Below are 21849 nucleotides of genomic sequence, written 5' to 3'. Positions count from 1 at the left end.
ACGGACGGAGATGGTCAGCCGGCCAGACGCCGGTTGACGAGATCGAAGCTGCGGTTGTCCTGGTGACGCTCCAGCAGCTCGATGAAGAGGTGTCGCTCCAGCCCGTCCGGTGCCGCGCCCGGGTCGATGCCCAGCCGTCCGGCCAGCCGGGACAGCGCGGCGAGCAGCCACGGGGTGTCCCGCAGGAACGGGGCGTCCTGGTTGTGCCGCCACACCCCGAGGCAGGCGGCGGCGGCCAGCACGGTGGCGTACCGGTCGGTCAGGTCGAAGCTGCGCCGGCCGGCGATCACCGTACGGTCCCGGGGCGGCAGGTCGGCGCAGACCCCGGCGAGCCGGTCGAGTTCGGCGGTGAATACCCCGCAGAGCCGGGCGACCGCCGGCTCGGCACCCGGTCCGGCGCCGTACTCCCGCAGCGTGGCGGTCAGGCTGTCCACGCCCCGGGCGGAGAGCCCGATACCGGCGAAGTCCAGCGGGGGCAGCGGGTCGGCGAGCCGGAACAGCGCCGGTGGCGCAGCCGGCGACGAGCGCCAGCCCTGCTGGGCCAGCCGGGGTAGCTGCGGGATGATCGTCGCCTGGCAGACCGCCGCGCTGGCGTGGGTGAGCGTCGCGGCGAGCAGGTCCCGCAGGTTCTTCTGGAAGATCCCGTACGGGCCGTCCCGCAGGTACGACCGGGCGCCCAGCACCACCGAGAGCCGGTGCGCCGCATCCTGCAACATCTTCGGCACCAGGTATTTCACGGCGGCGCTGTACACACTGGTCTGGTCCGGCAGCACGTGCAGGGCCCGGGCGACCACGGTGGCCAGGCAGTCGCTGATCAGCAGGTCCAGGAAGCCGTCGACCAGGGTGGTCCGGGCGTGCGGCAGCTCGGCCACCGGCAGCCCGTACAGCCGGCGGTCGAGGGCGAACCGCAGCACCGTACGCAGTTGGGTGTCGACGATCCCGACGGCCATCCCGGGCAGCACGCCCCGGGTCACCTGGAACGCCCGCAGCACCGTCTCCATCGCGCCGCCGAGCTCCCCGACGACCGCGTCGGCCGGCACCGGGCAGTCGAGGAACTCCAGCCCGCCGAGCAGCACTCCGCGGACACCGGCGGTGCGGTAGCGGCGCAGGTGCCGGCGGTGCGCCGCCGGCAGCGCGGCCATGTCCAGCAGCAGGTGCGAGTGGCTGCGACTGCCCGGCCGGTCGTCGGTGCGGGCGAAGAGCGTCACCGCGTCCGCCCGGCTCAGGTTGCCGACCATCTCCTTGCGACCGGTCACCACGAAGTGGTCGCCAGCGCGGTCTGCCCGCAGCTCGGCCCGGCCGAAGTCGGTGCCGTGCGCCAGCTCGTTGTAGCCGGCCGACGCCTTGCCGTGCCGCAGCAGCAGGTCGGCCATCCAGCGCCGCTGCTCGGCGGTGCCGCTGGTCCAGACCGGGGTGGCGGCGATGAAGGTGGTGACCCCGTAGCCGACGCCGAGAGTGGTGTCCCGGCGGAACACCGCGCGCAGCACCTGGGCCAGCCGGTCGGCCCGGTCGAACCGGCCGCCCAGGGCCCGGGGCACGAACTCGGCGTTCAGCCCGTACCCGTCGAGCGCCCGCTCGCCGTCGGCGAGCAGTTCGCCGCGCTCGTCGGCGGCGAGCAGCGCCGGATAGCCGACCGGGTTCGCCGGGTCGTGCGGGTTTCCGAGGTACGTCTCCAGGTCCGGCTCGGCGGCGGGGGCCGGGGCCGTGCCGGGCACGGCGGCGGTGTCGACGGTCATCGGGCCACCTCGGAAAGCTGTGCGGCCGCCCCGGCGGGACGCGCCGGAGACTCGGACGGCGGCCCGGCCGCCTCGGCGAGCCGGGGCGGCGCCTCGGGCGTCTGCGGGCCCGCCTCGGCGAGCCGGGCCGGGAGCAGGGAGAAGAGGCGGCCCTCGTGGTGCTGGGCGCGCAGGTCCGGCAGCAGCCGATCGTAGTCCTCGCCGTCGTCGGGTCCGGTCGCGGTGGCCGGGCGGAGCTGCCCGATCAGCCGGTGCAGGCAGGCGCGCAGCCAGCGGGCGTCCGCCCAGAGCGGGGCGGTCGGGCCGTCGACCAGCCAGTGCCGGTTGCGCAGCCACAGGTGCAGGCAGGCGGCGGCGGCGAAGGCGAGCGCGTACTCGCCGGCCATGGTGAACGCCTCGGCCGGCACCTGCCGGGGTTGCGGCCGGTACGCGGCCATCCGCTCGTGCAGCCCGTCGACCAGCCCGGCCAGCGTCTCGGCCTGGGCGGCCAGGGCCGGCGGGGCGATGCCGGCGTCGACCAGCTCCAGCACCTCGGCGACGGCGGCCGGTAGCTGCTGCACCACGCTGCACCCGGTCCGGGACAGCAGCGCGAGCCGGCTCCGGTCGAAGTCGGGCAGCGGGCGGATCAGCTCGACCGTGTCGGTCAGCCCCGGGTCGACCACGCCGCGCCGGTAGCCCCGGACCAGGCCGGGGAACTGGTTCACCAGGGTGTTCAGGTTGACCAGGGTGTTGCCGTCGAAGATGCCGACGATCCGGTGGTCGCGTTCGATCTTCTGGAACAGCCCGTCGGCGTGGTCGGAGGTGAGCAGGGCACGGGCCCCGAGCACCTGGCCGAGTCGCGGGATGGTCCGGTCCATCATCGTCGGCACCAGGTATTTGGCGACCGCCGAGGTGACGCTCAGCTCGCCGGGGGTGGCGTGGATGCCGCGCGCGGTCAGCACGCTGGTGGCCTCGCCGATCAGCAGGTCGACGTACGCCTCGGTGAGGGTACGGTTCGCGTGCGGCAGGTCGACCAGCGGCCGGTCGTACAGCCGGTGCCCGGTGGCGAAGTCGAGGACCAGCCGCAGCGCCTGGTCGGCCAGGCCGAGCGACATCGCCGCGCACATGGTGCGGGTGAGCTGGACACTCTTCAGCACGATCTCCGGGCCGGCGCCGGCCGCACCGACCAGCGCCTCGGCCGGCACCTCGGCGCCGGCGAAGGCGATCCCGCTGATGTCCGCGCCGCGTACCCCGTGGGTGCGCTCCTTGGGCAGGCAGCGGAACGTACCGGGGGCGAGCCGCCGCTTGTCGACCAGCAACAGGCTGAACCCCCGGGTGCCGCCGGCCGGCTCGGTCCGGGCCAGTACGCAGACCAGGTCCGCCCGGCTGGCGTTGTTGATCAGCCACTTCTCGCCGTCGACCCGGTAGCCGGCGCCGGTCGGCACCGCCGAGACCTCACCGGCGAGCAGGTCGCTGCCGTGCTCCCGCTCGGTCAGCGCCAGCGAGATGACGCTGCCGGCGAGCACCTCGGCACCGACCCGGCGGGCCTGTTCCGGGGTGGCGCCCACCCAGGCGGAGACCGCGCCGAGGTAGGTCTTGCCGTGTCCGATCGCGACGGTCAGGTCCCGGCGGGCCAGGATGCGTACCGCGTGCAGCAGCTCCTCGTAGCTGCGCAGCTCGCCGCCGAACTCGGCCGGCACGTACCAGCGGGGCAGCCCGAGCCGGTCCAGCTCGGCGCAGATCTCCGCCGGGAACTCCTCCCCGGCGTCCAGCTCGACGCAGCGGGCGAACGAGGCCACCCGGGCCGGGTCGTGCGGGTCGCCGAGGCCGTGGTCGAGGTGTTCGGCGAGGGCGAAGGCGGGATAGCGCATCCCGGTCACCCCCGCCCGGCCGGCACCGGCAGCGCGGTGCGCGCCGCCCGGTAGCGGTCCCGGATCTCCGGATCGAGATCCTCGTACGTCGTGTCCAGCACGCCGGAGACGAAGAGTTCCCGCATCATGGTGCGCTGGATCTTTCCGCTGGTGGTACGCCGGACCTGGCCGACCCGGACGAAGACGACGTTCGCCACCCGGAGGCCGAGGATCCGGCTCAGCGTCGACTTGACCGCACCGGCCAGCCCGGCGATCTCGGCGGCGTCCCGGCTCCGGGTGCGCAGCTCCTGGACCACCACGATCTCCTCCCGGGGCGCCGGCACCGAGAAGACCGCGCAGGGCAGCCCGGCGAACGCCTCGGCCACCTCCCGGACCTCGCGCTCCACGTCGTGCGGGTAGAGGTTGCGGCCGTGCACGATCATCATTTCCTTGATCCGGCCGGTGACGTACAGCTCGCCGTCGTCGAGGGTGCCGAGGTCACCGGTACGCAGGAAGCCGCCGTCGCCGTCCGCGGTCACCGCGCCGAAGGCCCGCCGGGTCGCCTCCGGGTCCGCCCAGTAGCCCCGGGTCACGCTGCCGCCCCGGATCCACACCTCGCCGACCCGGCCGTCCGGCAGCACCGTGGAGGTGGTCGGGTCGATGATCCGTACGTCCAGCGCGTTGACCCGGCCGCTGCCGACCAGGGCCAGCCCGTCGGGCGTACCGGCGGGCAGCGGGGCGAAGACGTCCCGGGCCAGCTCGTCGGGGTCGACGTACGCGGTGACCGGGGCGCCGGCCGGGCGGGCCCCGGTGACGCAGAGCGTCGCCTCGGCCAGCCCGTACGTCGGCAGGAACGACTCGTAGCGGAACCCGGCCGGGGCGAACCGGGCGGCGAACCGCTCCAGGGTGGCCGGGTCGATCGGCTCGGCGCCGTTGCAGGCGTACCGCCAGCGGGACAGGTCCAGCCCGGCGATCTGCTCATCGGTGAGCAGCCGGGCGCAGAGGTCGTACGCGAAGTTCGGCGCGCAGGCCACCTCGGCGCCGTACCGGTCGATCGCCTCCAGCCACAGGTGCGGCCGCTTGAGGAAGTCGTTGGGCCGGATCAGCACGGCGGTGCTGCCGAGCAGCAGCGGCGCGATCAGCATCGCGATCAGGCCCATGTCGTGATAGAGCGGCAGCCAGCTACAGAACCGGGTCTGGTCGGTCCAGCCGAGGGTGCGGTGCACCGAACCGATGTTGTGCAGCACGTTGCCGTGGGTGACCATCACGCCCTTCGGGTCGCTGGTCGACCCCGAGGTGTACTGGAGGAACGCGATGTCGTCCGGGCGGGCCGGATACGGCAGCCACCCGTCCGCCACCGGCCCGGCACCGTCGGTCGGCTCCGCCCCGGCCGAGTCGGCCGCGCCGGTGAGCACGCCCGGGGCGTCCAGGTCGGTCGCCGCGAAGGCCAGGTGGTCCAGTCCCTCCTGGAGCATCCAGTCGTCGACCGCCCGCAGGTTACCCGGATCGGTCAGCACCACCGCCACGTCCGCGTTCCGGGCGATCGCGCTGGTCCGGTCGGCGTGGTGCCGGTAGTTCGCCGGCAGCGGCACCGGCACCGGGATCACGCCCGCGTACAGGCAGCCCAGGAAGCCGGCCACGAACTCCAACCCGGTCGGATAGAGCAGCAGCGCCCGGTCACCCGGCCGGCAGCGCCGGCCCAGCCAGGCCGCCGTCGACCGGGCCACCCGGTCGAGTTCGGCGTACGTCAGGGACGACTCGACGAACCGCTCCCCCGCACCACGGCAGAACACCACCGCCTGCCGTTCCGGCGATCCGGCCACGTTGTGCCGGACCGCCTCGACGATGCTTCCCCACTCGGACACGTTTGCTTCCCCGGCTTCTCCGGTACGGCATCCACCGCGCCATCGGCGTTTCCGTGGCAGACCGTACGATCGACGTCCATATTCGGGCTATATCGGCGGGCTCAGCCGCAGCCGCCGGCATGCCCCTCGTCGGTCCGGCCCGGCGCACCCACCAGCGCCGGCTCCGGTGCCGACCCGTCTCCCGGCACCTGCGTCGGCTCGGCGGGACGGCGCTTCGCGGCCACCGAGGCGGCGAACGCGGCCAGCCGGTCCACCCCCCAGAACCGGTCGAGGCCGTGCACGAAGAACGGCACCCCGAAGACGCCGTCGCGATAGATGTCGAGCAGCGCCCCGACGCCCTGGTGGCGTACCTCGGGATCGTCCGCCGCCCCGGAGACCTCGGCCGGGTCGAGCCCGAGGTCGGCGGCGATCTCGGCGACCGTGGACCGGTCGCAGATGTCCCGCCCCTGGACCCACCTGGCCCGGTACGCCCGCTCCAGGTACGCCGGCCCGGCGCCATGCCGCGCCGCCACCAGGTAGCCCAGGTGCGGGATCTCCCAGACCGGCTCCCGGTCGACCGGCCAGCGCAACGTCAGCCCGCGCTCGGCGGTGAGCCGCCGGACGTCGGCGAGCACGTAGAGGTGCTTGGCCCGGGACATCGCGGTGTAGACGAACTCGCCGCCGGCCTCGGCCAGCAGCCGCGAACTGCGCTCGTCCGGCTCCCAGAACGGTACCCAGTCCAGCTCGGGCACCAGCTCCGGATACCGCTGGTGCAGGTCCCGGTAGGCGAGCCAGGAGTACGGGCTGCGCAGGCTGAAGTAGAACCGTGGGGTGCGGCGCACCGCCATGGGAAACTCCTCGGGTGCTTCGGGGCGGCGCGCTACAGCGCGATGCCGCCGTCGACTTGGAAGACCTGCCCGGTGACGTAGGAGGCCCGGTCCGAGACGAGGAAGCCGACCAGGTCGGCGGTCTCCTCCGCCCGGCCGAACCGGCCCAGCGGGATCCGGCCCAGCATCTCCTTGGTGACCGCCGGGGAGAGCCCTGCGGTCATGTCGGTCTCGATGAAGCCGGGTGCGACGACGTTGGCCCGGATGCCGTACCGGCCCATCTCCTTGGCCAGCGCCTTGGTGAAGCCGATGATCCCGGCCTTGGACGCCGAGTAGTTGGTCTGCCCGGCGTTGCCGGCCACCCCGGCCACCGAGGAGAGCGTCACCACCGAGCCGCGCCGCCGCTTCATCATCGCGAAGACCGCGGACCGGCACACCGTGTAGGTGCCGTCCAGGTTGGTCCGCAGCACGCTGTGCCACTCGTCGTCGCCCATCAGCACCAGCGGCCGGTCCCGGGTCACCCCGGCGACGGTCACCACCGCGTCGATCGGGCCCAGCTCGTCCTCGGTGGCGGTGACGAAGTCGCGTACCTGCGCCAGGTCCACCACGTCGACCTGCCGGGCCAGCACCCGGGCCCCCGCCTCGCGGGCGGCCTTGGCCGCCAGTTCCGCCGCCTCCGCATTGGACTGGAAGCAGAAGGCCACGTCGAAGCCGTCGGCGGCCAGCCGGCTCACCACCGCCCGGCCGATGCCCCTGGATCCGCCGCTGACCAGGGCGACCCGTCGTCCGTTGTCGCTCATGTCGGCACTCCGCTTCGCTCCGTGCCGCCATGAGGCACCACCGCACTGAGCCCACCGATTCGCTCGCTACGCTCGCTCATGTCGGCACTCCGCTTCGCTCCGTGCCGCCATGAGGCACCACCGCACTGAGCCCACCGATTCGCTCGCTACGCTCGCTCATGCCAGCACTCCTCACACCGTGACCGGGGTCGGGCTCGCCGGGCGCAACGCGTCCAGCGGGCGCAGGGTCTGGACGAACTGGCCGAGCCGCATCACCGTCTCGCCGCCCACCACGGTCTCGCCCTCGAGGATCCTCGTCTCGCCGACGACCTTGACCAGCCGGATCCGGTGTTCGAGGACGTCACCGGGGTAGACCGGGTTGCCGAAGGTGACATTGCTGATCGACCCGGCCAGCACCACCATCCCGGCCAGCACGTCCGGGTTGGGGGTATCCCAGCTCGCCAGCAGCACCGCCGCCTGGGCCCACGACTCGACGATCAGCGTCGACGGGTACGCGTAGTCGCGGTCCGCGGACGTCTCGCCGAGCCGTTCGTAGCAGGCCTCGCTACAGCTCACCGCCTTGAGCGCGGCCAGCCGCTCACCCGGCACCAGCTCGACCACCCGGTCGAGCAGCAGGATCGGATACCGCTGGGGTATCACTTTCCTGATCCCGGCAACCCCGATCATCGGATCTCCTCCGGTCGGTAGCGCAGGCGCAGTTCGGCGGCCGGACCGCGACCTGTATTGATCTTGGCTGTACAGCGCAGTTCCGGCCCGGACCAGGACAGCGCCGCCTCGATCCGCAGTTCGTCGCCCGGGGCGACCGGACTGAGGAAGCGGCACCGGTCCATCGCGGCAAGTTCGGGGCGGTAGCGCTCGCCCAGCGCCGCCCGGACGGTCTGGCCGACCAGTTCGACCAGGTACACGCCGGGCAGCACCGGAAAGCCCGGGAAGTGCCCGGCGAAGACCGGGTCACCGGGATCCACCTTCGCGGTCGCCACCGCCCAGGTCTCGTCGGCCTCGACCAGCTCGACCTGGTCGGCCAGGGGTGCGCAGCGCGGCGTCACGACCCGCCCCGCAGCTTGGTGTCGAGGAGCTGGTAGGTGCTGTCCAGCGTGCTGACCGCGATCAGCTCGCTCTCCTCCATCTTGATGCCGTACCGCTTCTCCAGCCGGACGGTGATCTCCAGGGCCATCAGGGAGTCCACCTCCAGGTCGTTGACGAAGTGCGCGTCGTCGGTGACGTCGGAGAGGTCGACGTCGATGGTGTCGGCGATGAGCTGCCGGAGGTCTTCCTTGTCGAGCCCCGTGGTGAGCTGGTCAGACATGACTTTCCGTCCTTTCGGTGTGGATCTCGTGGTCCTCCCCGCGGGCGTCGTCGCCCGGGGTTGGCTCGGCGAGCACGGACTCGACGACGCCGAGCTGGTAGTCGCCGGAGCGGAAGCCGGGATGGCGCAGCAGCCGGCGGTGGAAGTCGACGTTGGTGGTCACCCCCGCCGACCGGTACTCGGCCAGCGCCCGGTCCAGCCGGCGCAGCGCCTCCTCCCGGGTGGCGCCGTGCGTGACGACCTTGGCCAGCAGCGAGTCGTAGAACGGTGGTACGACGTAGCCGTCGTAGAGGTGGCTGTCCACCCGTACGCCGGGCCCGGCCGGCATCCGCAGCCCGTGCAGCCGGCCGGTCGAACCGGCCCAGTCCCGGTCGACGTCCTCGGCGTTGATCCGCGCCTCGATCGAGTGCCCCTCGAACCGGACGTCCGACTGGGTCAGGTCCAGCTTCTCCCCGGCGGCGATCCGGATCATCCAGCCGACGATGTCGATCCCGGTACGTACCTCGGTGATCGGGTGCTCGACCTGGAGCCGGGTGTTCATCTCCATGAAGTACGCCGCACCGTCCGGCGCGACCAGGAACTCGAAGGTGCCGGCGCTGACGTAGCCGATGTCCCGGGCGCCGGCCACCGCCGCCGCGCAGAGCCGCTCGCGCAGCCGCGGGTCGAGCGCCGGAGACGGGGACTCCTCGACCAGCTTCTGGTGCCGGCGCTGGACCGAGCAGTCCCGCTCGCCCAGGTGCAGCACGGTGCCGTACCCGTCGGCCAGCACCTGCACCTCGATGTGCCGGGCAGCCGGCAGGTAGCGCTCCAGGTAGACCCGGTCGTCGGCGAAGAGGCTCCGCGCGGCCGCCCGGGTCGTCTCGTACGCCAGCGGCAGGTCCTCGGCCTGGTGCACCACCGCGATGCCCCGGCCGCCGCCACCGGCCACCGCCTTGATGATCAGCGGGAAGCCGATCTCGCCGGCCACCGTCACCGCGTCGCCGAGGGAGTCGACGGTGCCGTCCGAGCCCGGCAGTACCGGTACGCCGGCGGCCCGCATCGCCGCCCGGGCCGCCACCTTGTCGCCCATCAACGCGATGTGCTCGGCGGCCGGGCCGACGAAGGTGAGCCCGACGCCCCGGCAGGAGGCGGCGAAGACCGGGTCCTCGGAGACGAAGCCGCAGCCCGGGTGCACCGCGTCGGCGCCGGACTTGGCGGCGGCGTAGAGGATGGCCGGGATGTTGGTGTAGCTGCGGGCGACCGGCCCCGGTCCGATGTGTACGGCCTGGTCGGCGAGCTGCACCGCCAGGCTGTCCCGGTCGGCGGAGGAATAGACCTGCACGCTTTCCAGTCCGAGATCGCGGCAGGCGCGGATGATCCGGACGGCGATCTCGCCCCGGTTGCAGATGAGTACCCGGTTGACCATGTCCGCCCGCCTCAGCCCGGCTCGATGCTGAGCAGCGGCTGCTCGTACTCGACGACCTCGCCGTCGGTGACGTGCACGGCCCGGACGATCCCGCCCCGGTCGGTGAGGACCGGGTTCATCATCTTCATCGCCTCCACGATCGCGACCTGGTCGCCGGCCTCGACCCGCTGGCCGACCTCGGCAAAGGGCTGCTGGTCCGGGCCGGGGCGGCGGTAGAAGACCCCCATCAGCGGCGCGGTCACCGGCACGGTGCCGGCCGGCGGGGCGACCGCCGCGTCGACGGCGGTCGCGGCCGCACCCGGTACCGTCGCCACGGCCGGGCCGGGCACGCCGGTCAGCGCCGCACCGGGCGCCGACGCCGCCTCGCCGGTGACGGTGACGACCGCCTCCCGGCCTCCCTCGGCCCCCTCGACCTCGATCCGGACGTCGGCCACGGTCACCCGGACCCGCCGGATCGCCGGATCACGGACCAGCTCCGCCACCTCGGCGGCGGCCCGTACCGCGCTGCGCAGCGCAGTGTCGGCCAGCGCGGCATCGGACGGCGCGGTGTCGGCCAGCGCAGTGTCGGCCAGCGCGGCATCGGCCATCGCGGCATCGGCCGGCAGCGCCGGTTCGGCGGAGGGCACTCCGCTGCCGTTCGCGGTCACCGGCCCGGTGCCGTTCGCGGCCCGGACGGCGGCCGGTTCGCGGACCTGCTCAGACATGCGCGCCTTCCTTCCAGGGTTCCGTCACCGGACTGCCGGTGGCGGCGCCGACCGGGGCCAGCACGCCGTATCCGCGCAGCCGGCGGTAGCGGGCGGCCAGCAGTTCCTCGACCGGGACCCCGGCGAGCTGGCGCAGCAGCCGGCCCACCGCCTCGGCGACGAGTCCGGCGGCCCGTTCCGGGTCACCGGGCGGCTCCGGCAGGATCTCGTCGACCACACCGAGCCGGCCGAGGTCCTCGGCGCGCAGCCGCAGCGCGCGGGCGGCCACCGGGGCCTGCCCGGCATCGCCGAACAGGATCGCGGCGCAGCCCTCCGGGCTGATCACCGAGAAGACGCCGTTCTCCTGGATCAGCAGCCGGTCCGCGACCGCCAGCGCCAGCGCGCCGCCGCTGCCGCCCTCGCCGGTGATCACCGCGACCACCGGGGTACGCAGTCCGGCCGCCAGGGCCAGGGTCTCGGCGATCGCGCCGCTCTGGTTGCCCTCCTCGGCGGCCAGTCCCGGGTACGCCCCCGGGGTGTCCACCAGGGTCACCACCGGTACGCCCCAGCGCTGCGCCAGCTCGAACAGCCGCATCACCTTGCGGTAGCCCGCCGGGTGTGGCATGCCGAAGTTGTTCGCCACGTTCTCCTTGGTGTCCCGGCCCTTGGCGTGCCCGACCACCACCACCGGGGTACCGCCCAGCCGGGCCAGCCCGCCGACGATCGCCGAGTCGTCCCGTTCCCAGCGGTCGCCGTGCAGCTCGACGAAGTCGCCGAAGATCCGGTCGATGTGCTGCCGCACCGTCGGCCGGTCGGCGGCCCGGGCCCGGCCCACCGCCGTCCAGGCGTCCACCGACCGCTCGGGCCGGTCGTCGTGCCCGGGGGCACGGGACGGCCGGCGTCCGGCGACCGCGACCGGGCTCCCGGCGGAGCTGCCGGCCGCCGCGCCGAAGCCGACCAGCCGGGCCAGCACGCCGCGCAGCTCCTGACGGCGTACCACCAGGTCGACGTGGCCGTGCTCGTGTAGGAAGCGGGCGGTCTGGAAGCCCGCCGGCAGCGGCTGCCGGATCGTCTGCTCGATCACCCGGGGCCCGGCGAAACCGGCCCGGGTCCCCTCCTCGGCGATGATCACGTCACCGAGGCTGGCGAAGGAGGCGGCCACCCCGCCGTACACCGGGTCGGTGAGCACGCTGACGTACGGCACCCCGGCGTCCCGGAGCAGCCGGATCGCGGCGGCGGTCTTGGCCATCTGCAACAGGGAGAGGACGCCCTCCTGCATCCGGGCGCCCCCGGAGGCGCTCACCGCGACCAGCGGCACCCCGTGGTCCAGCGCGGTCTCGGCGGCCCGGGCGACCTTCTCGCCGACCACCGAGCCCATGCTGCCGCCGAGAAAGGCGAAGTCGAGCACGACCAGCGCGACCCGGTGGCCGCCGATGGTCGCCAGGCCCAGTACCGCGCCGTCGGCCCGGCCGGTCCTGGCCCGGGCCCGGGCCAGCCGCTGCGGGTACGGCATCCGGTCGGTGAACTCCAGCGGGTCGGCGGCGGCGAGGTCGGCGTCGTGCTCCACGAAGCTGTCCGGGTCGACCAGCAGCGCGATCCGGTCCTCGGCGCGCAGCGGCAGGTGGTGGCCGCACTCCGGGCAGGTGTGCATCGCCCGGGCCAGCCGGTCCCGGTGCAGCAGCGCCGCGCAGCGCGGGCACGGCCGCCACACGCCGTCCGGCAGCCCGTTGATCAGGTCCAGTGTGGAGGTACCCACGGCTCAGCCCACCGCGCCGAGCAGGGTGGCGCCGACCTGGCCGTCCCGGTCCACCCCGGTCACCAGCGCGATGCCGTCGGGGCGGTCGGAAAGCTCGGCGAGCGCACCGGCGAGCTGGAACGCCGACGACGCCGCCGAGGTGTCGCCGAGCAGGGCCCGGCAGTGCACCCGGGTCGGCCGGGTCGCACCCAGCACGTCGGCCAGGGCGGCCTCCTCCTGCACGCCGAACTCGTCGCCGCTGTCCGAGGCCGCCAGCACGGTCACGTCGGCGGGGCTCAGGCCGGCTCCGGCGAGCGCCTCCGCGACCGCACGGGCCAGCACCGTGCGGACCGCCGACGGGTCGGCGAAGGCGAGGAACCGGGAGCCCCGGACCGCCGCCAGCGGCTGGCGCTGCTGCCGGACCGCACTGGAGTACGACTCGAGCAGGAAGATCGCGCACCCCTCGCCGAGCGGCGTCGCGCCGTCGGCCGGGGCGGCGCCGTCCCGGGACCGGGCGTGCCACTCCAGCCAGCCGCGCTGCACCGAGTACTCCTCGACCGCGCCGCACAGCACCGGCTCGCTGTGCCCACACCGGTGCAGCCGTACGGCGTAGTTCAGCGCCAGCAGGCCGGTCAGCGAGCCGCCCGCGATGGTGGTGTTCGGGCCCTTCAGCCCGTACCAGATCGCGCTCTGTCCGGCGGCGCGGTTCATCACCGTGTTCGGGAAGCGCGCCGGGTCGACGTGGAACGGCTTCGCCCCGGTCAGCGACTCCCGGGTGAAGTCCATGATGCTCTGCACGCTGCCGGAGTTGGTACCCAGCACCAGGCCGAGCCGCTCGGGCTCGCCCAGCCGCTCCCGGCCGTACCGGTCGAGCAGCATCCCGACGGTGGCCACGGCGATCCCGGTGGCCCGGTCCATCGACCGGGTGCCCTTCTTGCCGAGCACCTCGGCGACGTCGAAGCCGGGGATCAGCCCGGCCCGGTCGTACGGTCCGGGCCAGACGTCCCGGTCCAGCGCGGTCACCGCACCGGTCCCGGCCCGCAGGCCGGCGGTGAACCGGTCGGCGCCGAGCCCGAACGCCGACGCGGCCGACCAGCCGGAGAGCACCAGCTCGTCCGCGGCGATGGTGGTGACGGTCATCTGTCCTTCTCCCCTCAGACCGCGGCCGGCGTCGCGACCGGCGTCCCGTTCGGCTCGGCCGTTCCGTTCGGCTCGGCCGTTCCGTTCGGCTCGACCGCCACGTCCGGCTCGACCGCCTCGGCGTGCCGGGGACTCCAGGCCGGAATCCCGGCGATGTTCTCGGCCCCGTCGACCCCGATCGTGTTGCCGGTGATCCAGGACGAGTCGGTGCGGGACAGCAGCAGGATCGCCTCGGCCACGTCCTCGGGCCGGGTGAGCCGGCCGTGCGGGTTGGTGGCGGCGGCCTGGGCGACGAACTGGGTGTGCTCCGGGATCCGCTCCAGTGCCGGGGTGACGGTGACTCCGGCGCAGAGCGCGTTCACGGCGACGCCGTACCGGGCGAGTTCGCAGGCGAGCTGCCGGACGTGCGACTCCAGCGCGCACTTGGCGGCCGACACCGCGCCGTAGCTCGGCATCACCGAGGTGGCGCCGGAGCTGGTCATCGCGTACACCTTGGCGCCCCGGTGCAGCAGCTTCGCCGCCATCAGCTCCTGCACCCAGTAGACGAGGCTGTGCGCCATCACGTCGACGGTCATCTCCAGCTGCCGCTGGCCCAGCGTCTTGTCCCAGCCGGTGCGCGGCAGGTACGGCAGCAGCGACCCGAACGCCAGCGAGTGCAGTACGACGTGCAGCCCGCGCGGGCCGGTCAGCTCGGCGATGGTGGGCAGCAGTTGCGCCCGGGCGGACCGGCTGGACGCGTTGACGTTGAAGAGGTGCGCCTGTACGCCGTACCCGCGCAGCTCCGCTTCGAGCGCCTTGGCCGCCTGGGCCCGCTCGCCCATGTCCAGGTGCACCCCGATGACGTTGCCGCCCTCCCGGGCCAGTGCCAGCGCGGTCGCCCGCCCCATGCCGCTGGACGCGCCCAGCAGCAGACTCCACGTGCCTTCCAGGGGAATCAGCATCCCGCGCTCCTTCTCGTCGATCCGGCCGTCCGCCAGATCCGGACCATCGCCACGTTCCCGGTGCCGGCCGCCGTGACCAGCAGGCTGTCCCCGTCGGCGGCACGCAGCCGGTCGGCCAGCCGGAGCATCGGGGTGAGGCTGCCGGCAGTGGGCGGGCCGGTGTCCCGCACCGGGCCGACGGCGGCCGGCACCGCCCCGGCCACCAGCTCGCTGACCGCCGAGTCGTCCAGCAGCGCGTAGACCGGGACCTGGTCGGCACCGAGGCTCAGCGCCGCCTCCCGGACCACGGCCACGGCCCGCTCCCGGGCCGCCCGGGCGCCGAGCCCGTGCGGCGGCAGCAGCAGGGTGCGGACCGCGCACCGGCCGTAGCCGGTGGCGCCGCGCGCCTCCGCCTGCTCCGGCGGCTCCAGCACCAGCACCACCGCGCCCTCCTCCGGTGCCGCCGCCTCGGGCGCCGGCACCGCCTGCTCCATCGCGCCGGCGAGCAGCAGGGTGGCGCGGCCGGCCGCGAAGGCCCGCGCCCCGACCTGCACCGACTCCAGGCCGGCGACCAGCGGCGAGATCAGCGTCAGGCTGATCCCCGTGAACCCGTGCTCCATCGACAGCCGGCTGGTCAGCACGTTGACCGCGCCGTACGGCGCGGTGACCGGGCTCAGCTCGCTGGCGTGCTCGGCGATCACGGTGCGGTCCTGCTCGTCGTGCAACGCCGCCACCCCGTTGTTGGTGCCGACCACCACGCCCCGGTCCTGCTCGGCCGCACCGTCGAGGCAGTCGCCGGCGTCGTCGAGGGCGTGCCGCCCGGCCACCAGCAGGTACTGGCAGGCCGCCGGCAGGTACTTGTAACCGCGCCGGCCGAGCTGGGTGCGGACGTCGAACCAGGCCCCGTCGGCCGCCGGCCGCTCCACCGACGGCGCGCAGACGCCTATCCCGGTGACCACGACCTGACCGGCGGGCGGCATCCGGCCCGCCACCCGCCCGACCGACGGCACCGGACCCGGCGCACGGTCGAGCGCGGCGCTCCGGCCCGGCCCGGCGCCGGCCGGCGGAGTCCCGCCCGGCGCGCTGTCGAGCTGCCCCGGCGGTGCACCCGTCCCGGGTGGCCGGCCGACGACCCCGATCCCGTCCCGGCTCATCCGCCGGCCCCCGCGAGCACCAGCGACACGTTGTTGCCGCCGAAGGCGTACCCGTTGACCATGATCCGATCGGATCCGAGCGGGGTGACCATGCCCTGCGGCAGCCAGACCCGGCACTCCGGGTCCTGCTCGGCGATCGGCACGTTCGGCGGCACGGTCCGGTGCCGCAGGATCAGCGCCGCCGCCACCGCGGCGACCGCGGCCGCCGCCCCGCCGGTGTGCCCGATCAGCGCCTTGAGGCTGTAGAGCGGCACGTCGGCGCCGAGCACCTCGTTGAGCGCCCGGCTCTCCACCACGTCGTTGAGCTGGGTGCCGGTGCCGTGCGGCAGAACGCAGCCGATCCGGTCCCAGTCGGCACCGGTCTCCGCCAGCGCGGCCCGCATCGCCCGGATGATCTGGGTGCCCGCAGGCTCCGGCGCGGTCAGGTGGTAGGCGTCGCAGGTCCAGCCGGAGCCCTCCACCACGGCGTGCACGGTCGCGCCCCGGGCCCGGGCGTGCTCCTCCGACTCGACCACCAGGGCGCCGGCGGCCTCGCCGAACGACGTACCCCCGCGGTGCAGGTCGAACGGGCGGCACCGGACCGGGTCCACCGCGCCCATCCGGTTGAAGCAGGCCAGCATCACCCGGCTGTACGCGTCCGCACCGACCGCCAGCACCACGTCCGCCTCGCCGGAGCGGACCAGGTCGGCCGCGGCACCGAGGGCGAAGCCGCCGGCCGCGCAGGCGTTGCTGATCGTGGTGGCGACGCTCAGCGGCCCGAGCCGGTCGGCGACCTCCGAGGCGACGCCGAGCGCCGTGGTGAACCGGGCGGCCGGCTTGCCGCCGTCCGCCCGCCACTGCTCGTGCAGGCTCGCGTCACCCATGCAGGTGCCCAGGGCCAGCCCGATCCGGGGCCCCGCCGTCGCCGCTCCGCCCAGCGGCAGGCCGGCGTCGGCGATGGCCTCGTCGACCGCGCGGAGCGCCAGCCGGGAGGTCCGGGCGAGCGCCTCCGACTGCGCCGGGAGGTCGGCGTCGGGGACGCCCTGCACCACCGGCACGTCCATGTTCGCGTACGGGTCCGGCACGGGACCCGGGTCGGTAACCGGTGCCGCCATCATCGCGTCCCAGAGGGCGCGCGTACCACTGCCGTGGCACGTGACGACACCGAGGCCGGTGATGGCGACGCCGGTCATCGACGCGTACTCGGAGCAGCCGGCGTGCCTTCCAGCGCGCTGGCGAGACGGTCGTCGAAGTCCACCAGGCTCCAGTCGCGGCGGTTCTCGATCACCGCGTACCCGTGGGTGATCTTGCCGGTGGCGGTCGGCACCAGGATGCCGTCGCGGAGCACGTAGCAGTCCATCCGCGAGGTGTAGGTGAGCCGCTTGAAGACGTTTTCGACGGTGAAGACGGTGTAGAGGTCCTCCTCCATCCGCGCCTCGTCCAGCAGCGTGATCCGGGAGTGCGGCACCACCGGGATCCAGTCCTGCTCGTCCAGCAGCCGCTTGATCGAGACGTTCCGGTCGGCCAGGAAGAGGTCGACGACCTCCTCCATCTGCCGCAGGTAGCCGGACATCTGCATCCGCTCGGTGAAGTGGCAGTAGAAGTACGGGATCCGCCACTTCCAGGCGTACGCGTTGCGGCCGGCGGTGAGCGCGGCCAGCAGGTCGCCATCGGGCGCCGGGCCGGCGGCGGCCGGCTGGCTCACCTTGACCGGCGCCTGGCCCAGCCGCGCCACCGTGTACGGGGCCAGCTCGGCCGGCGCCGGCTCCGCCGGGTGCCCGTGCGGGTCGAGCCGCAGCTCCACCCGGACCTTGGCACTGACCGCCTTGATCGGCGGGGTGCCGTTGACCGAGATCTCCACCGCGAAGGCGAGCGCCTCCCCGGGCAGCGGCCGGACCTCGGCCGTCGCCACGTCGTCGATGTGGAAGGCGTGGGTGATCCGGCTGTCGATGTCGACGACGTCGACGCAGAGGCCGTGCCGCTCGTAGAGCCCGCCGGGGGCGAAGCCGCGCTGCCGCAGGTGGTCGAGGACGGCCTCCTCCACCAGGTAGTTGACGTGCTTGAAGCCGATCCAGGTGCAGATGTTGGACCCCTCGTACCGGGGCCGCAGCTCCACACGGGTCACGCCGTCCGCGGCTGGTTCGGAGACGGGGCGGGGTGCCAGGGTCGTCGAGTTCACGTGCGCTCCAGATGTGTGTCGAGGATCGGTTCCGCAGATTGCGTCGGGGCCGACAGCGGGTGGGCGAAGTCCGCCACCAGGGCGGCGAACCGGTCGGGGTGCTCGGCCATCGCGAAGTGGCCGCAGTCGGTGAGCAGCGCGTACCGGCCGGCGGGTGCGGCGTCGGCCAGCGCCCGCCCGTCACCGGGCCGAGCGGCGAAGTCGCCGTCGCCAGCGATCACCAGCAGCGGCAGCGCCAGGTCGGCGACGGGCAGGAAGGGGGTACGCAGGTACGCGTCGAAGAAGCGCATCCAGCCGTACGGGCCGATCCGCTCCCGGACCCGCTCGCCCATCGCGGCACGTACCTCGGCGGGCAGCCCGGCCGGGGCACTGACCCGGATCCCCTCTTCCAGAATCCGGTGGAAGTGGTTGAGATAGAAGTCGATCGCCGCCCAGTCGAAGTCGTCGGCGGCCGGCCGGTAGAACGGCGAGACCAGCACCACCGCCCGGGGCAGCGGCACCGCGGCCGTGGCCGCCGGAGCCATCGCCATCGCCGGCCGGACGCTCTCCGGCTCCGTCGCCGCGCCGACCCGGCCGAGCAGTTCCAGCAGGGTGTTCGCGGCGAACGAGTGCGCGACCACCAGGTCGGCGCCGTCGGGGACCCCGGCCAGCGCCCGTGCCGCCCAGCCGGTGGCGTCGGCCCGGTGGCTCCAGCCGGTGTCGCCGACGCTCGCCCAGGGCAGCTCGGCGTCCCACAGCTCCAGCCACTCCGGCGCCCGCGACTCGAAGCGGTCCCAGACGCCCCGGCTGCTGCCCAGGCCATGCAGCAGCAGGGTGCGTACCGGCCGCACACCGACACCGGGCCGGCGGCACCGGACCGGTACCCCGGTCCCGGGCGACCCGGCACGGTCCGTCCTCGGCGGCGCGGAGATGCTCATCACCGGCCTCCACCGGCGGTCAGCAGCAGCGCCGCCGCCGCGTCCGAGCCCTCGCCGTCGGCGGTGGCCAGTACGGCGCCCCGGTCGTGCCCGTTCAGCCACGCGGTGCCGGCGACGCACTGGAGCACGCCGAGCGCCCCGGAGCAGTGCCCGTGGTACGCGGTCAGGTCGTGGCTGGTCCGCTCGGTCACCCCGGCCGGTCCACCCGCCCCGGCGCCGAACCACATGTCCACCGGTCGCGGGTCGGTACGCCGGATCGCCGCCACCGCCGCCGGCTGGTCCGCCTTGCGGGCGTACGGGCCGAGTTCGGCGAGCGCCTCGACGCCCCGGTCCCGCACCGACTCCGCCGACTCCAGCACCAGCGCGGCGGCACCGTCGAAGAGCCGCAGGTCGTCCTCGCCGTTGCTGCGACCACCGCTGACCAGGTGCCGCACCGGCGCGTTCGCCGGCTCGACCCCGACCACCAGCACCCGGTCCACCCGGCCGGCCAGCACCAGCAGCCGGCCCCAGTTGACCGCGTCCAGCCCGGAGGTCGGGCCGTTGCACATGGTCAGGTTGGCGCCGCGCAGCCGGAACCAGATCGCCAGCCAGGACGCGATCACGTTGCTGGCGGTGGCCGGCAGGGCCATCGGGCTCAGCCCGACGTAGGTCTCCGCGGCGATGGTCGACACCGTGTCGCATACCGTGTCGACGTTGCCGTAGTTGGAGCTGACCACCACGCCGACGGTCTCGCCGGGGACGGTCAGGCCCGGGTCGCCGAGCAGCCCGGCGTCGGCCAGCGCGTCCCGGCCGGCGCAGAGCGCGAGCCGGGTGGCCCGGTCCTTGTAGCGCAGCCCCTTGCCGACCAGGCGGCGGGTCGGGTCGTCCCCGTCGGCACCGGCCGGGGTACGCCGGAGCAGGTCGTCGGGGCCGGCGATCCCGGAGACCGCCACGCCCACCCCGCTGACCACCACGTCGACCGGAGCCATCAGGACACCTTCTCCACGATCGCGACGGCATTCAGCCCGCCGAAGCCGAACGAGTCCACCTGGGCGACCCGCAGGGTGGCCAGCTCGGCGTGCTCGCGTACCAGTCGGAAGCCGTCGACCTCGTCGATCGGGTTGTCCAGGCCGAGGATCGGCGGCACCACCCCGGAGCGCAGCGCCTCGACCGCCACCACCAGGCTGTGCAGCCCGGAGGCGCCGGCGGTGTGCCCGGTCATCGACTTGATCGCGGTCATGTACGGCGAGGGCGCCACCCCGGAGAAGACCTCCCGGACGGCCTGCGCCTCGGCCTCGTCGTTCAGCGCCGTCCCGGTGCCGTGCAGCATCAGCAGGTCGACCTCGGCCGGTTCCACCCCGGCCCGGCGGTGCGCCTCCCGGGTGACCAGCGCGATGTTCTTGGCGTCCGGCGCCGACGGGTGGTAGGCGTCGCAGTTCATCGCCACGCCCCGGACCCGCGCGTGCCGGTGCCCGGCACCGGGGCCGTCCGCCTCCCGGCGCAGCACCACGGCCACCGCACCCTCGCCCTGGAGCATGCCCCGGCGGTCCCGGTCGAACGGCCGCACCTGTGCGGGCGCCTCCGGGTAACAGCGGTCCAGCAGCCCGTAGGTGCTCTCGGTGATGGTGTCGACCCCGGCCACCACCACGGTGTCGGCGGCGCCGATCGCCAGCAGGTCCATGCCGAGCCCGAGGGCGTAGAGCGAGGCCGAGCAGGCGTTCGCCACCGTGTGCGTGTTGGTGGCGCCGAACCGCTTCCGCAGCGCGCTGCCGAAGTGCAGGTCGCGTACGTCGAACGGGACGCCGTCCCGCCAGCTCAGCTCGACCGACCGCAGTTCGCGCAGCGTGGTGCCGATCAGTACCGGCGTGTCGCCGAGGTCGTCGTCGAGGCCGGCGTCGGCCAGCGCGGCGGCGACCGCCTGCTCCAGCCACCGGCTGGCCCGCAGGGTCTCGTCGCAGCCCGGCCCCGGCCGGTCGTCGATCTCGTACGCGTGCTGTGCCCGGTACCGGCTGCGGTCGAAGCCGCGCAGTTCGGCCAGCCCGCTGTAGCCGGCGCAGAGCGAGTCGAAGAACTCGACGGTGTTGCCGCCGATGCTGGCCACCGCGCCCATCCCCACCACCAGCGCGGTCATGGCGTCACCTCGTACCTGCCGAGGATCAGCACCGCGTTGTTGCCGCCGAAGGCGAGCGCGTTGTTCTGCACCACCCGCAGGTCGGCGTCCTGGGCCACGTTCGGTACACAGTCGAGCCCGCACTCGGGGTCGGTCTCGACGTGGTTGATGGTCGGCGGGATGAATTTGTGGGTGATGGCCAGGGCGCAGGCCGCCGAGGCGAGGGCGCTCGCCGCCCCCATGGTGTGCCCGATCATCCCCTTGATCGAGACCGTACGCGGCGGGCGCTGCCCGAAGACCTGCCGGATGGCGCCGGCCTCGGTCACGTCGTTCGCCTTGGTCCCGGTGCCGTGCGCGGAGATGAAGTCGATGTCGCCCGGCTTCACCCCGGCGTTGCGGTGGGCCAGCTCGATGCAGCGGGCGATGCTGTTCCGGTCCGGCGCGACCGGGTGGTACGCGTCGCAGTTGAGCCCGTAGCCGAGCACCTCCGCGTAGATCCGGGCGCCCCGGGCCTGCGCCGAGTCGAGGCTCTCCATCAGCAGGATGCCGGCGCCCTCACCGGTGAGGATGCCCTTGCGGTTGCGGTCGAACGGCTGGCATGCCTCCGGGGCGATGGTGCCGAGCCGGTAGAAGCCGGTGAAGGTCTTCCGGCACAGCGCGTCGGCGCCGCCGCAGAGGGCCACCTCCACGTCGCCGCTGCGGATCGCGTCGAAGCCGTACCCGACCGCGTAGTTGCCGGCCGCGCAGGCGGTCGGGATCGTCACCGCCTCGACGTCGGTCAGCCCGAGTTCGGCGACGATGCTCGACGAGAGGCGGCCGGCGGGGACCCGACGCGCCACGACCGGGTCGAAGTGCTCGGCACCCCGGTCGACCTGCACCCCGACCAGTTGGTCGAGGTCGTGGGATTCACCGTCCGTGGTCCCCACCGACACCAGCGCGCGGCGGGACCGCAGCGCCTCGACGGACATGCCCGCGTCCGCGACCGCCATGCCGGCGGCGGCGGCCGAGAGCTGGCTCGCCCGGCCGAGCTGCGCCGGGTCGACGTGGTGCAGCCAGCGGGCCGGGTCGAAGTCGGTGATCTCGCACCCGTTGGCGTGTGCGAACCCGGTCGTGTCGAACGCGGTGATCGGCTTGACCCCGCTCCGACCGGCCCGCAGCCCGGCGAGAAACTCCTCGACCCCGATCCCGATGCTGGTCACCACGCCGAGCCCGGTGACGACCACCCGGCGGGGCGATCGAGCATCGCCTGGCAGAACGCTCATCATCGCGCCTCACTCACCTGTAGTCTTCCGACCCGACTCCGCCG

The 21849-nt window shown here is 74.0% G+C and carries 20 protein-coding genes; all 20 read right to left on the bottom strand.

Annotated features, from left to right (window positions below; translation table 11 throughout):
• Positions 1-14: 14 nt before the first annotated feature.
• The 20 genes from AAH979_RS14860 to AAH979_RS14765 all read right to left on the bottom strand — a co-directional run bounded on the left by AAH979_RS14860 (position 15) and on the right by AAH979_RS14765 (position 21805).
• A complete protein-coding gene (locus tag AAH979_RS14860; RefSeq protein ID WP_346258672.1) occupies positions 15-1736 on the bottom strand; it encodes an acyl-CoA dehydrogenase family protein in 1722 nt (573 codons plus the stop codon).
• Positions 1733-3586, bottom strand: coding sequence for an acyl-CoA dehydrogenase family protein (locus tag AAH979_RS14855; protein WP_346258671.1), 1854 nt, complete (start codon positions 3584-3586; stop codon positions 1733-1735). Before AAH979_RS14855 ends, AAH979_RS14860 begins: the two co-directional genes overlap by 4 nt.
• Positions 3587-3591: 5 nt before the next feature.
• The gene (locus AAH979_RS14850; RefSeq protein ID WP_346258670.1) at positions 3592-5430 is read right to left on the bottom strand and encodes a fatty acyl-AMP ligase; all 1839 of its coding nucleotides are present in this window, start codon (positions 5428-5430) and stop codon (positions 3592-3594) included.
• 101 nt (positions 5431-5531) lie between these two features.
• Positions 5532-6257, bottom strand: coding sequence for a DsbA family protein (locus tag AAH979_RS14845; protein WP_346258669.1), 726 nt, complete (start codon positions 6255-6257; stop codon positions 5532-5534).
• A gap of 32 nt (positions 6258-6289) precedes the next feature.
• Entirely contained in the window at positions 6290-7036 is a 747-nt protein-coding gene (gene fabG / locus AAH979_RS14840) for a 3-oxoacyl-[acyl-carrier-protein] reductase (RefSeq protein ID WP_346258668.1), read from the bottom strand.
• A gap of 171 nt (positions 7037-7207) precedes the next feature.
• A complete protein-coding gene (locus AAH979_RS14835) occupies positions 7208-7702 on the bottom strand; it encodes a beta-hydroxyacyl-ACP dehydratase (RefSeq protein ID WP_346258667.1) in 495 nt (164 codons plus the stop codon).
• Positions 7699-8082 carry a 3-hydroxyacyl-ACP dehydratase FabZ family protein gene (locus tag AAH979_RS14830; RefSeq protein WP_346258666.1) on the bottom strand — a complete coding sequence of 128 codons (384 nt, stop codon included), beginning with the start codon at positions 8080-8082 and terminating at the stop codon, positions 7699-7701. Before AAH979_RS14830 ends, AAH979_RS14835 begins: the two co-directional genes overlap by 4 nt.
• Complete coding sequence (locus AAH979_RS14825) at positions 8079-8342, bottom strand: acyl carrier protein (protein ID WP_346258665.1); 264 nt, start codon at positions 8340-8342, stop codon at positions 8079-8081. The genes AAH979_RS14830 and AAH979_RS14825 overlap by 4 nt, the downstream gene beginning before the upstream one ends.
• The gene (locus tag AAH979_RS14820; protein ID WP_346258664.1) at positions 8335-9747 is read right to left on the bottom strand and encodes an acetyl-CoA carboxylase biotin carboxylase subunit; all 1413 of its coding nucleotides are present in this window, start codon (positions 9745-9747) and stop codon (positions 8335-8337) included. Before AAH979_RS14820 ends, AAH979_RS14825 begins: the two co-directional genes overlap by 8 nt.
• Positions 9748-9758: 11 nt before the next feature.
• The gene (locus tag AAH979_RS14815) at positions 9759-10451 is read right to left on the bottom strand and encodes an acetyl-CoA carboxylase biotin carboxyl carrier protein subunit (RefSeq protein WP_346258663.1); all 693 of its coding nucleotides are present in this window, start codon (positions 10449-10451) and stop codon (positions 9759-9761) included.
• Positions 10444-12171, bottom strand: coding sequence for an acetyl-CoA carboxylase, carboxyltransferase subunit beta (accD, locus tag AAH979_RS14810; RefSeq protein WP_346258689.1), 1728 nt, complete (start codon positions 12169-12171; stop codon positions 10444-10446). Before accD ends, AAH979_RS14815 begins: the two co-directional genes overlap by 8 nt.
• Before the next feature lie 18 nt (positions 12172-12189).
• Positions 12190-13305, bottom strand: a complete 1116-nt coding sequence (locus AAH979_RS14805) for a beta-ketoacyl synthase N-terminal-like domain-containing protein (RefSeq protein ID WP_346258662.1) — start codon at positions 13303-13305, stop codon at positions 12190-12192.
• Positions 13306-13319: 14 nt separating this feature from the next.
• Positions 13320-14246, bottom strand: coding sequence for an SDR family oxidoreductase (locus AAH979_RS14800; protein WP_346258661.1), 927 nt, complete (start codon positions 14244-14246; stop codon positions 13320-13322).
• Positions 14240-15379: a beta-ketoacyl synthase N-terminal-like domain-containing protein gene (locus tag AAH979_RS14795; protein WP_346258660.1), complete on the bottom strand. Its 1140-nt coding sequence runs from the start codon at positions 15377-15379 to the stop codon at positions 14240-14242. The genes AAH979_RS14800 and AAH979_RS14795 overlap by 7 nt, the downstream gene beginning before the upstream one ends.
• Complete coding sequence (locus AAH979_RS14790; RefSeq protein ID WP_346258659.1) at positions 15376-16551, bottom strand: beta-ketoacyl synthase N-terminal-like domain-containing protein; 1176 nt, start codon at positions 16549-16551, stop codon at positions 15376-15378. Before AAH979_RS14790 ends, AAH979_RS14795 begins: the two co-directional genes overlap by 4 nt.
• Complete coding sequence (locus AAH979_RS14785) at positions 16548-17537, bottom strand: thioesterase (protein WP_346258658.1); 990 nt, start codon at positions 17535-17537, stop codon at positions 16548-16550. The genes AAH979_RS14790 and AAH979_RS14785 overlap by 4 nt, the downstream gene beginning before the upstream one ends.
• Positions 17534-18454, bottom strand: a complete 921-nt coding sequence (locus tag AAH979_RS14780; protein ID WP_346258657.1) for an alpha/beta hydrolase — start codon at positions 18452-18454, stop codon at positions 17534-17536. Before AAH979_RS14780 ends, AAH979_RS14785 begins: the two co-directional genes overlap by 4 nt.
• Positions 18454-19422 (bottom strand): beta-ketoacyl synthase N-terminal-like domain-containing protein, encoded by a 969-nt coding sequence (locus tag AAH979_RS14775; protein ID WP_346258656.1) that lies wholly within the window; start codon positions 19420-19422, stop codon positions 18454-18456. The genes AAH979_RS14780 and AAH979_RS14775 overlap by 1 nt, the downstream gene beginning before the upstream one ends.
• Complete coding sequence (locus AAH979_RS14770; RefSeq protein WP_346258655.1) at positions 19422-20564, bottom strand: beta-ketoacyl synthase N-terminal-like domain-containing protein; 1143 nt, start codon at positions 20562-20564, stop codon at positions 19422-19424. Before AAH979_RS14770 ends, AAH979_RS14775 begins: the two co-directional genes overlap by 1 nt.
• Positions 20561-21805: a beta-ketoacyl-[acyl-carrier-protein] synthase family protein gene (locus AAH979_RS14765; protein ID WP_346258654.1), complete on the bottom strand. Its 1245-nt coding sequence runs from the start codon at positions 21803-21805 to the stop codon at positions 20561-20563. Before AAH979_RS14765 ends, AAH979_RS14770 begins: the two co-directional genes overlap by 4 nt.
• Positions 21806-21849 lie beyond the last annotated feature (44 nt).

It is taken from the genome of Plantactinospora sp. ZYX-F-223 (assembly GCF_039649625.1).
GTDB lineage: Bacteria > Actinomycetota > Actinomycetes > Mycobacteriales > Micromonosporaceae > Plantactinospora.
The sequence above is the reverse complement of the archived record's forward strand: the minus strand, read 5'-3'. Positions and strand labels throughout refer to the sequence as shown.

Bases quoted from the DNA above. Each gene is read 5' to 3' on its own strand.
- AAH979_RS14860 (WP_346258672.1), bottom strand. From the start codon at position 1,736: ATGACCGTCGACACCGCCGCCGTGCCCGGCACGGCCCCGGCCCCCGCC.
- AAH979_RS14855 (WP_346258671.1), bottom strand. From the start codon at position 3,586: ATGCGCTATCCCGCCTTCGCCCTCGCCGAACACCTCGACCACGGCCTC.
- AAH979_RS14845 (WP_346258669.1), bottom strand. From the start codon at position 6,257: ATGGCGGTGCGCCGCACCCCACGGTTCTACTTCAGCCTGCGCAGCCCG.
- fabG (WP_346258668.1), bottom strand. From the start codon at position 7,036: ATGAGCGACAACGGACGACGGGTCGCCCTGGTCAGCGGCGGATCCAGG.
- AAH979_RS14835 (WP_346258667.1), bottom strand. From the start codon at position 7,702: ATGATCGGGGTTGCCGGGATCAGGAAAGTGATACCCCAGCGGTATCCG.
- AAH979_RS14825 (WP_346258665.1), bottom strand. From the start codon at position 8,342: ATGTCTGACCAGCTCACCACGGGGCTCGACAAGGAAGACCTCCGGCAG.
- AAH979_RS14820 (WP_346258664.1), bottom strand. From the start codon at position 9,747: ATGGTCAACCGGGTACTCATCTGCAACCGGGGCGAGATCGCCGTCCGG.
- AAH979_RS14815 (WP_346258663.1), bottom strand. From the start codon at position 10,451: ATGTCTGAGCAGGTCCGCGAACCGGCCGCCGTCCGGGCCGCGAACGGC.
- AAH979_RS14805 (WP_346258662.1), bottom strand. From the start codon at position 13,305: ATGACCGTCACCACCATCGCCGCGGACGAGCTGGTGCTCTCCGGCTGG.
- AAH979_RS14800 (WP_346258661.1), bottom strand. From the start codon at position 14,246: ATGCTGATTCCCCTGGAAGGCACGTGGAGTCTGCTGCTGGGCGCGTCC.
- AAH979_RS14795 (WP_346258660.1), bottom strand. From the start codon at position 15,379: ATGAGCCGGGACGGGATCGGGGTCGTCGGCCGGCCACCCGGGACGGGT.
- AAH979_RS14790 (WP_346258659.1), bottom strand. From the start codon at position 16,551: ATGACCGGCGTCGCCATCACCGGCCTCGGTGTCGTCACGTGCCACGGC.
- AAH979_RS14780 (WP_346258657.1), bottom strand. From the start codon at position 18,454: ATGAGCATCTCCGCGCCGCCGAGGACGGACCGTGCCGGGTCGCCCGGG.
- AAH979_RS14775 (WP_346258656.1), bottom strand. From the start codon at position 19,422: ATGGCTCCGGTCGACGTGGTGGTCAGCGGGGTGGGCGTGGCGGTCTCC.
- AAH979_RS14770 (WP_346258655.1), bottom strand. From the start codon at position 20,564: ATGACCGCGCTGGTGGTGGGGATGGGCGCGGTGGCCAGCATCGGCGGC.
- AAH979_RS14765 (WP_346258654.1), bottom strand. From the start codon at position 21,805: ATGAGCGTTCTGCCAGGCGATGCTCGATCGCCCCGCCGGGTGGTCGTC.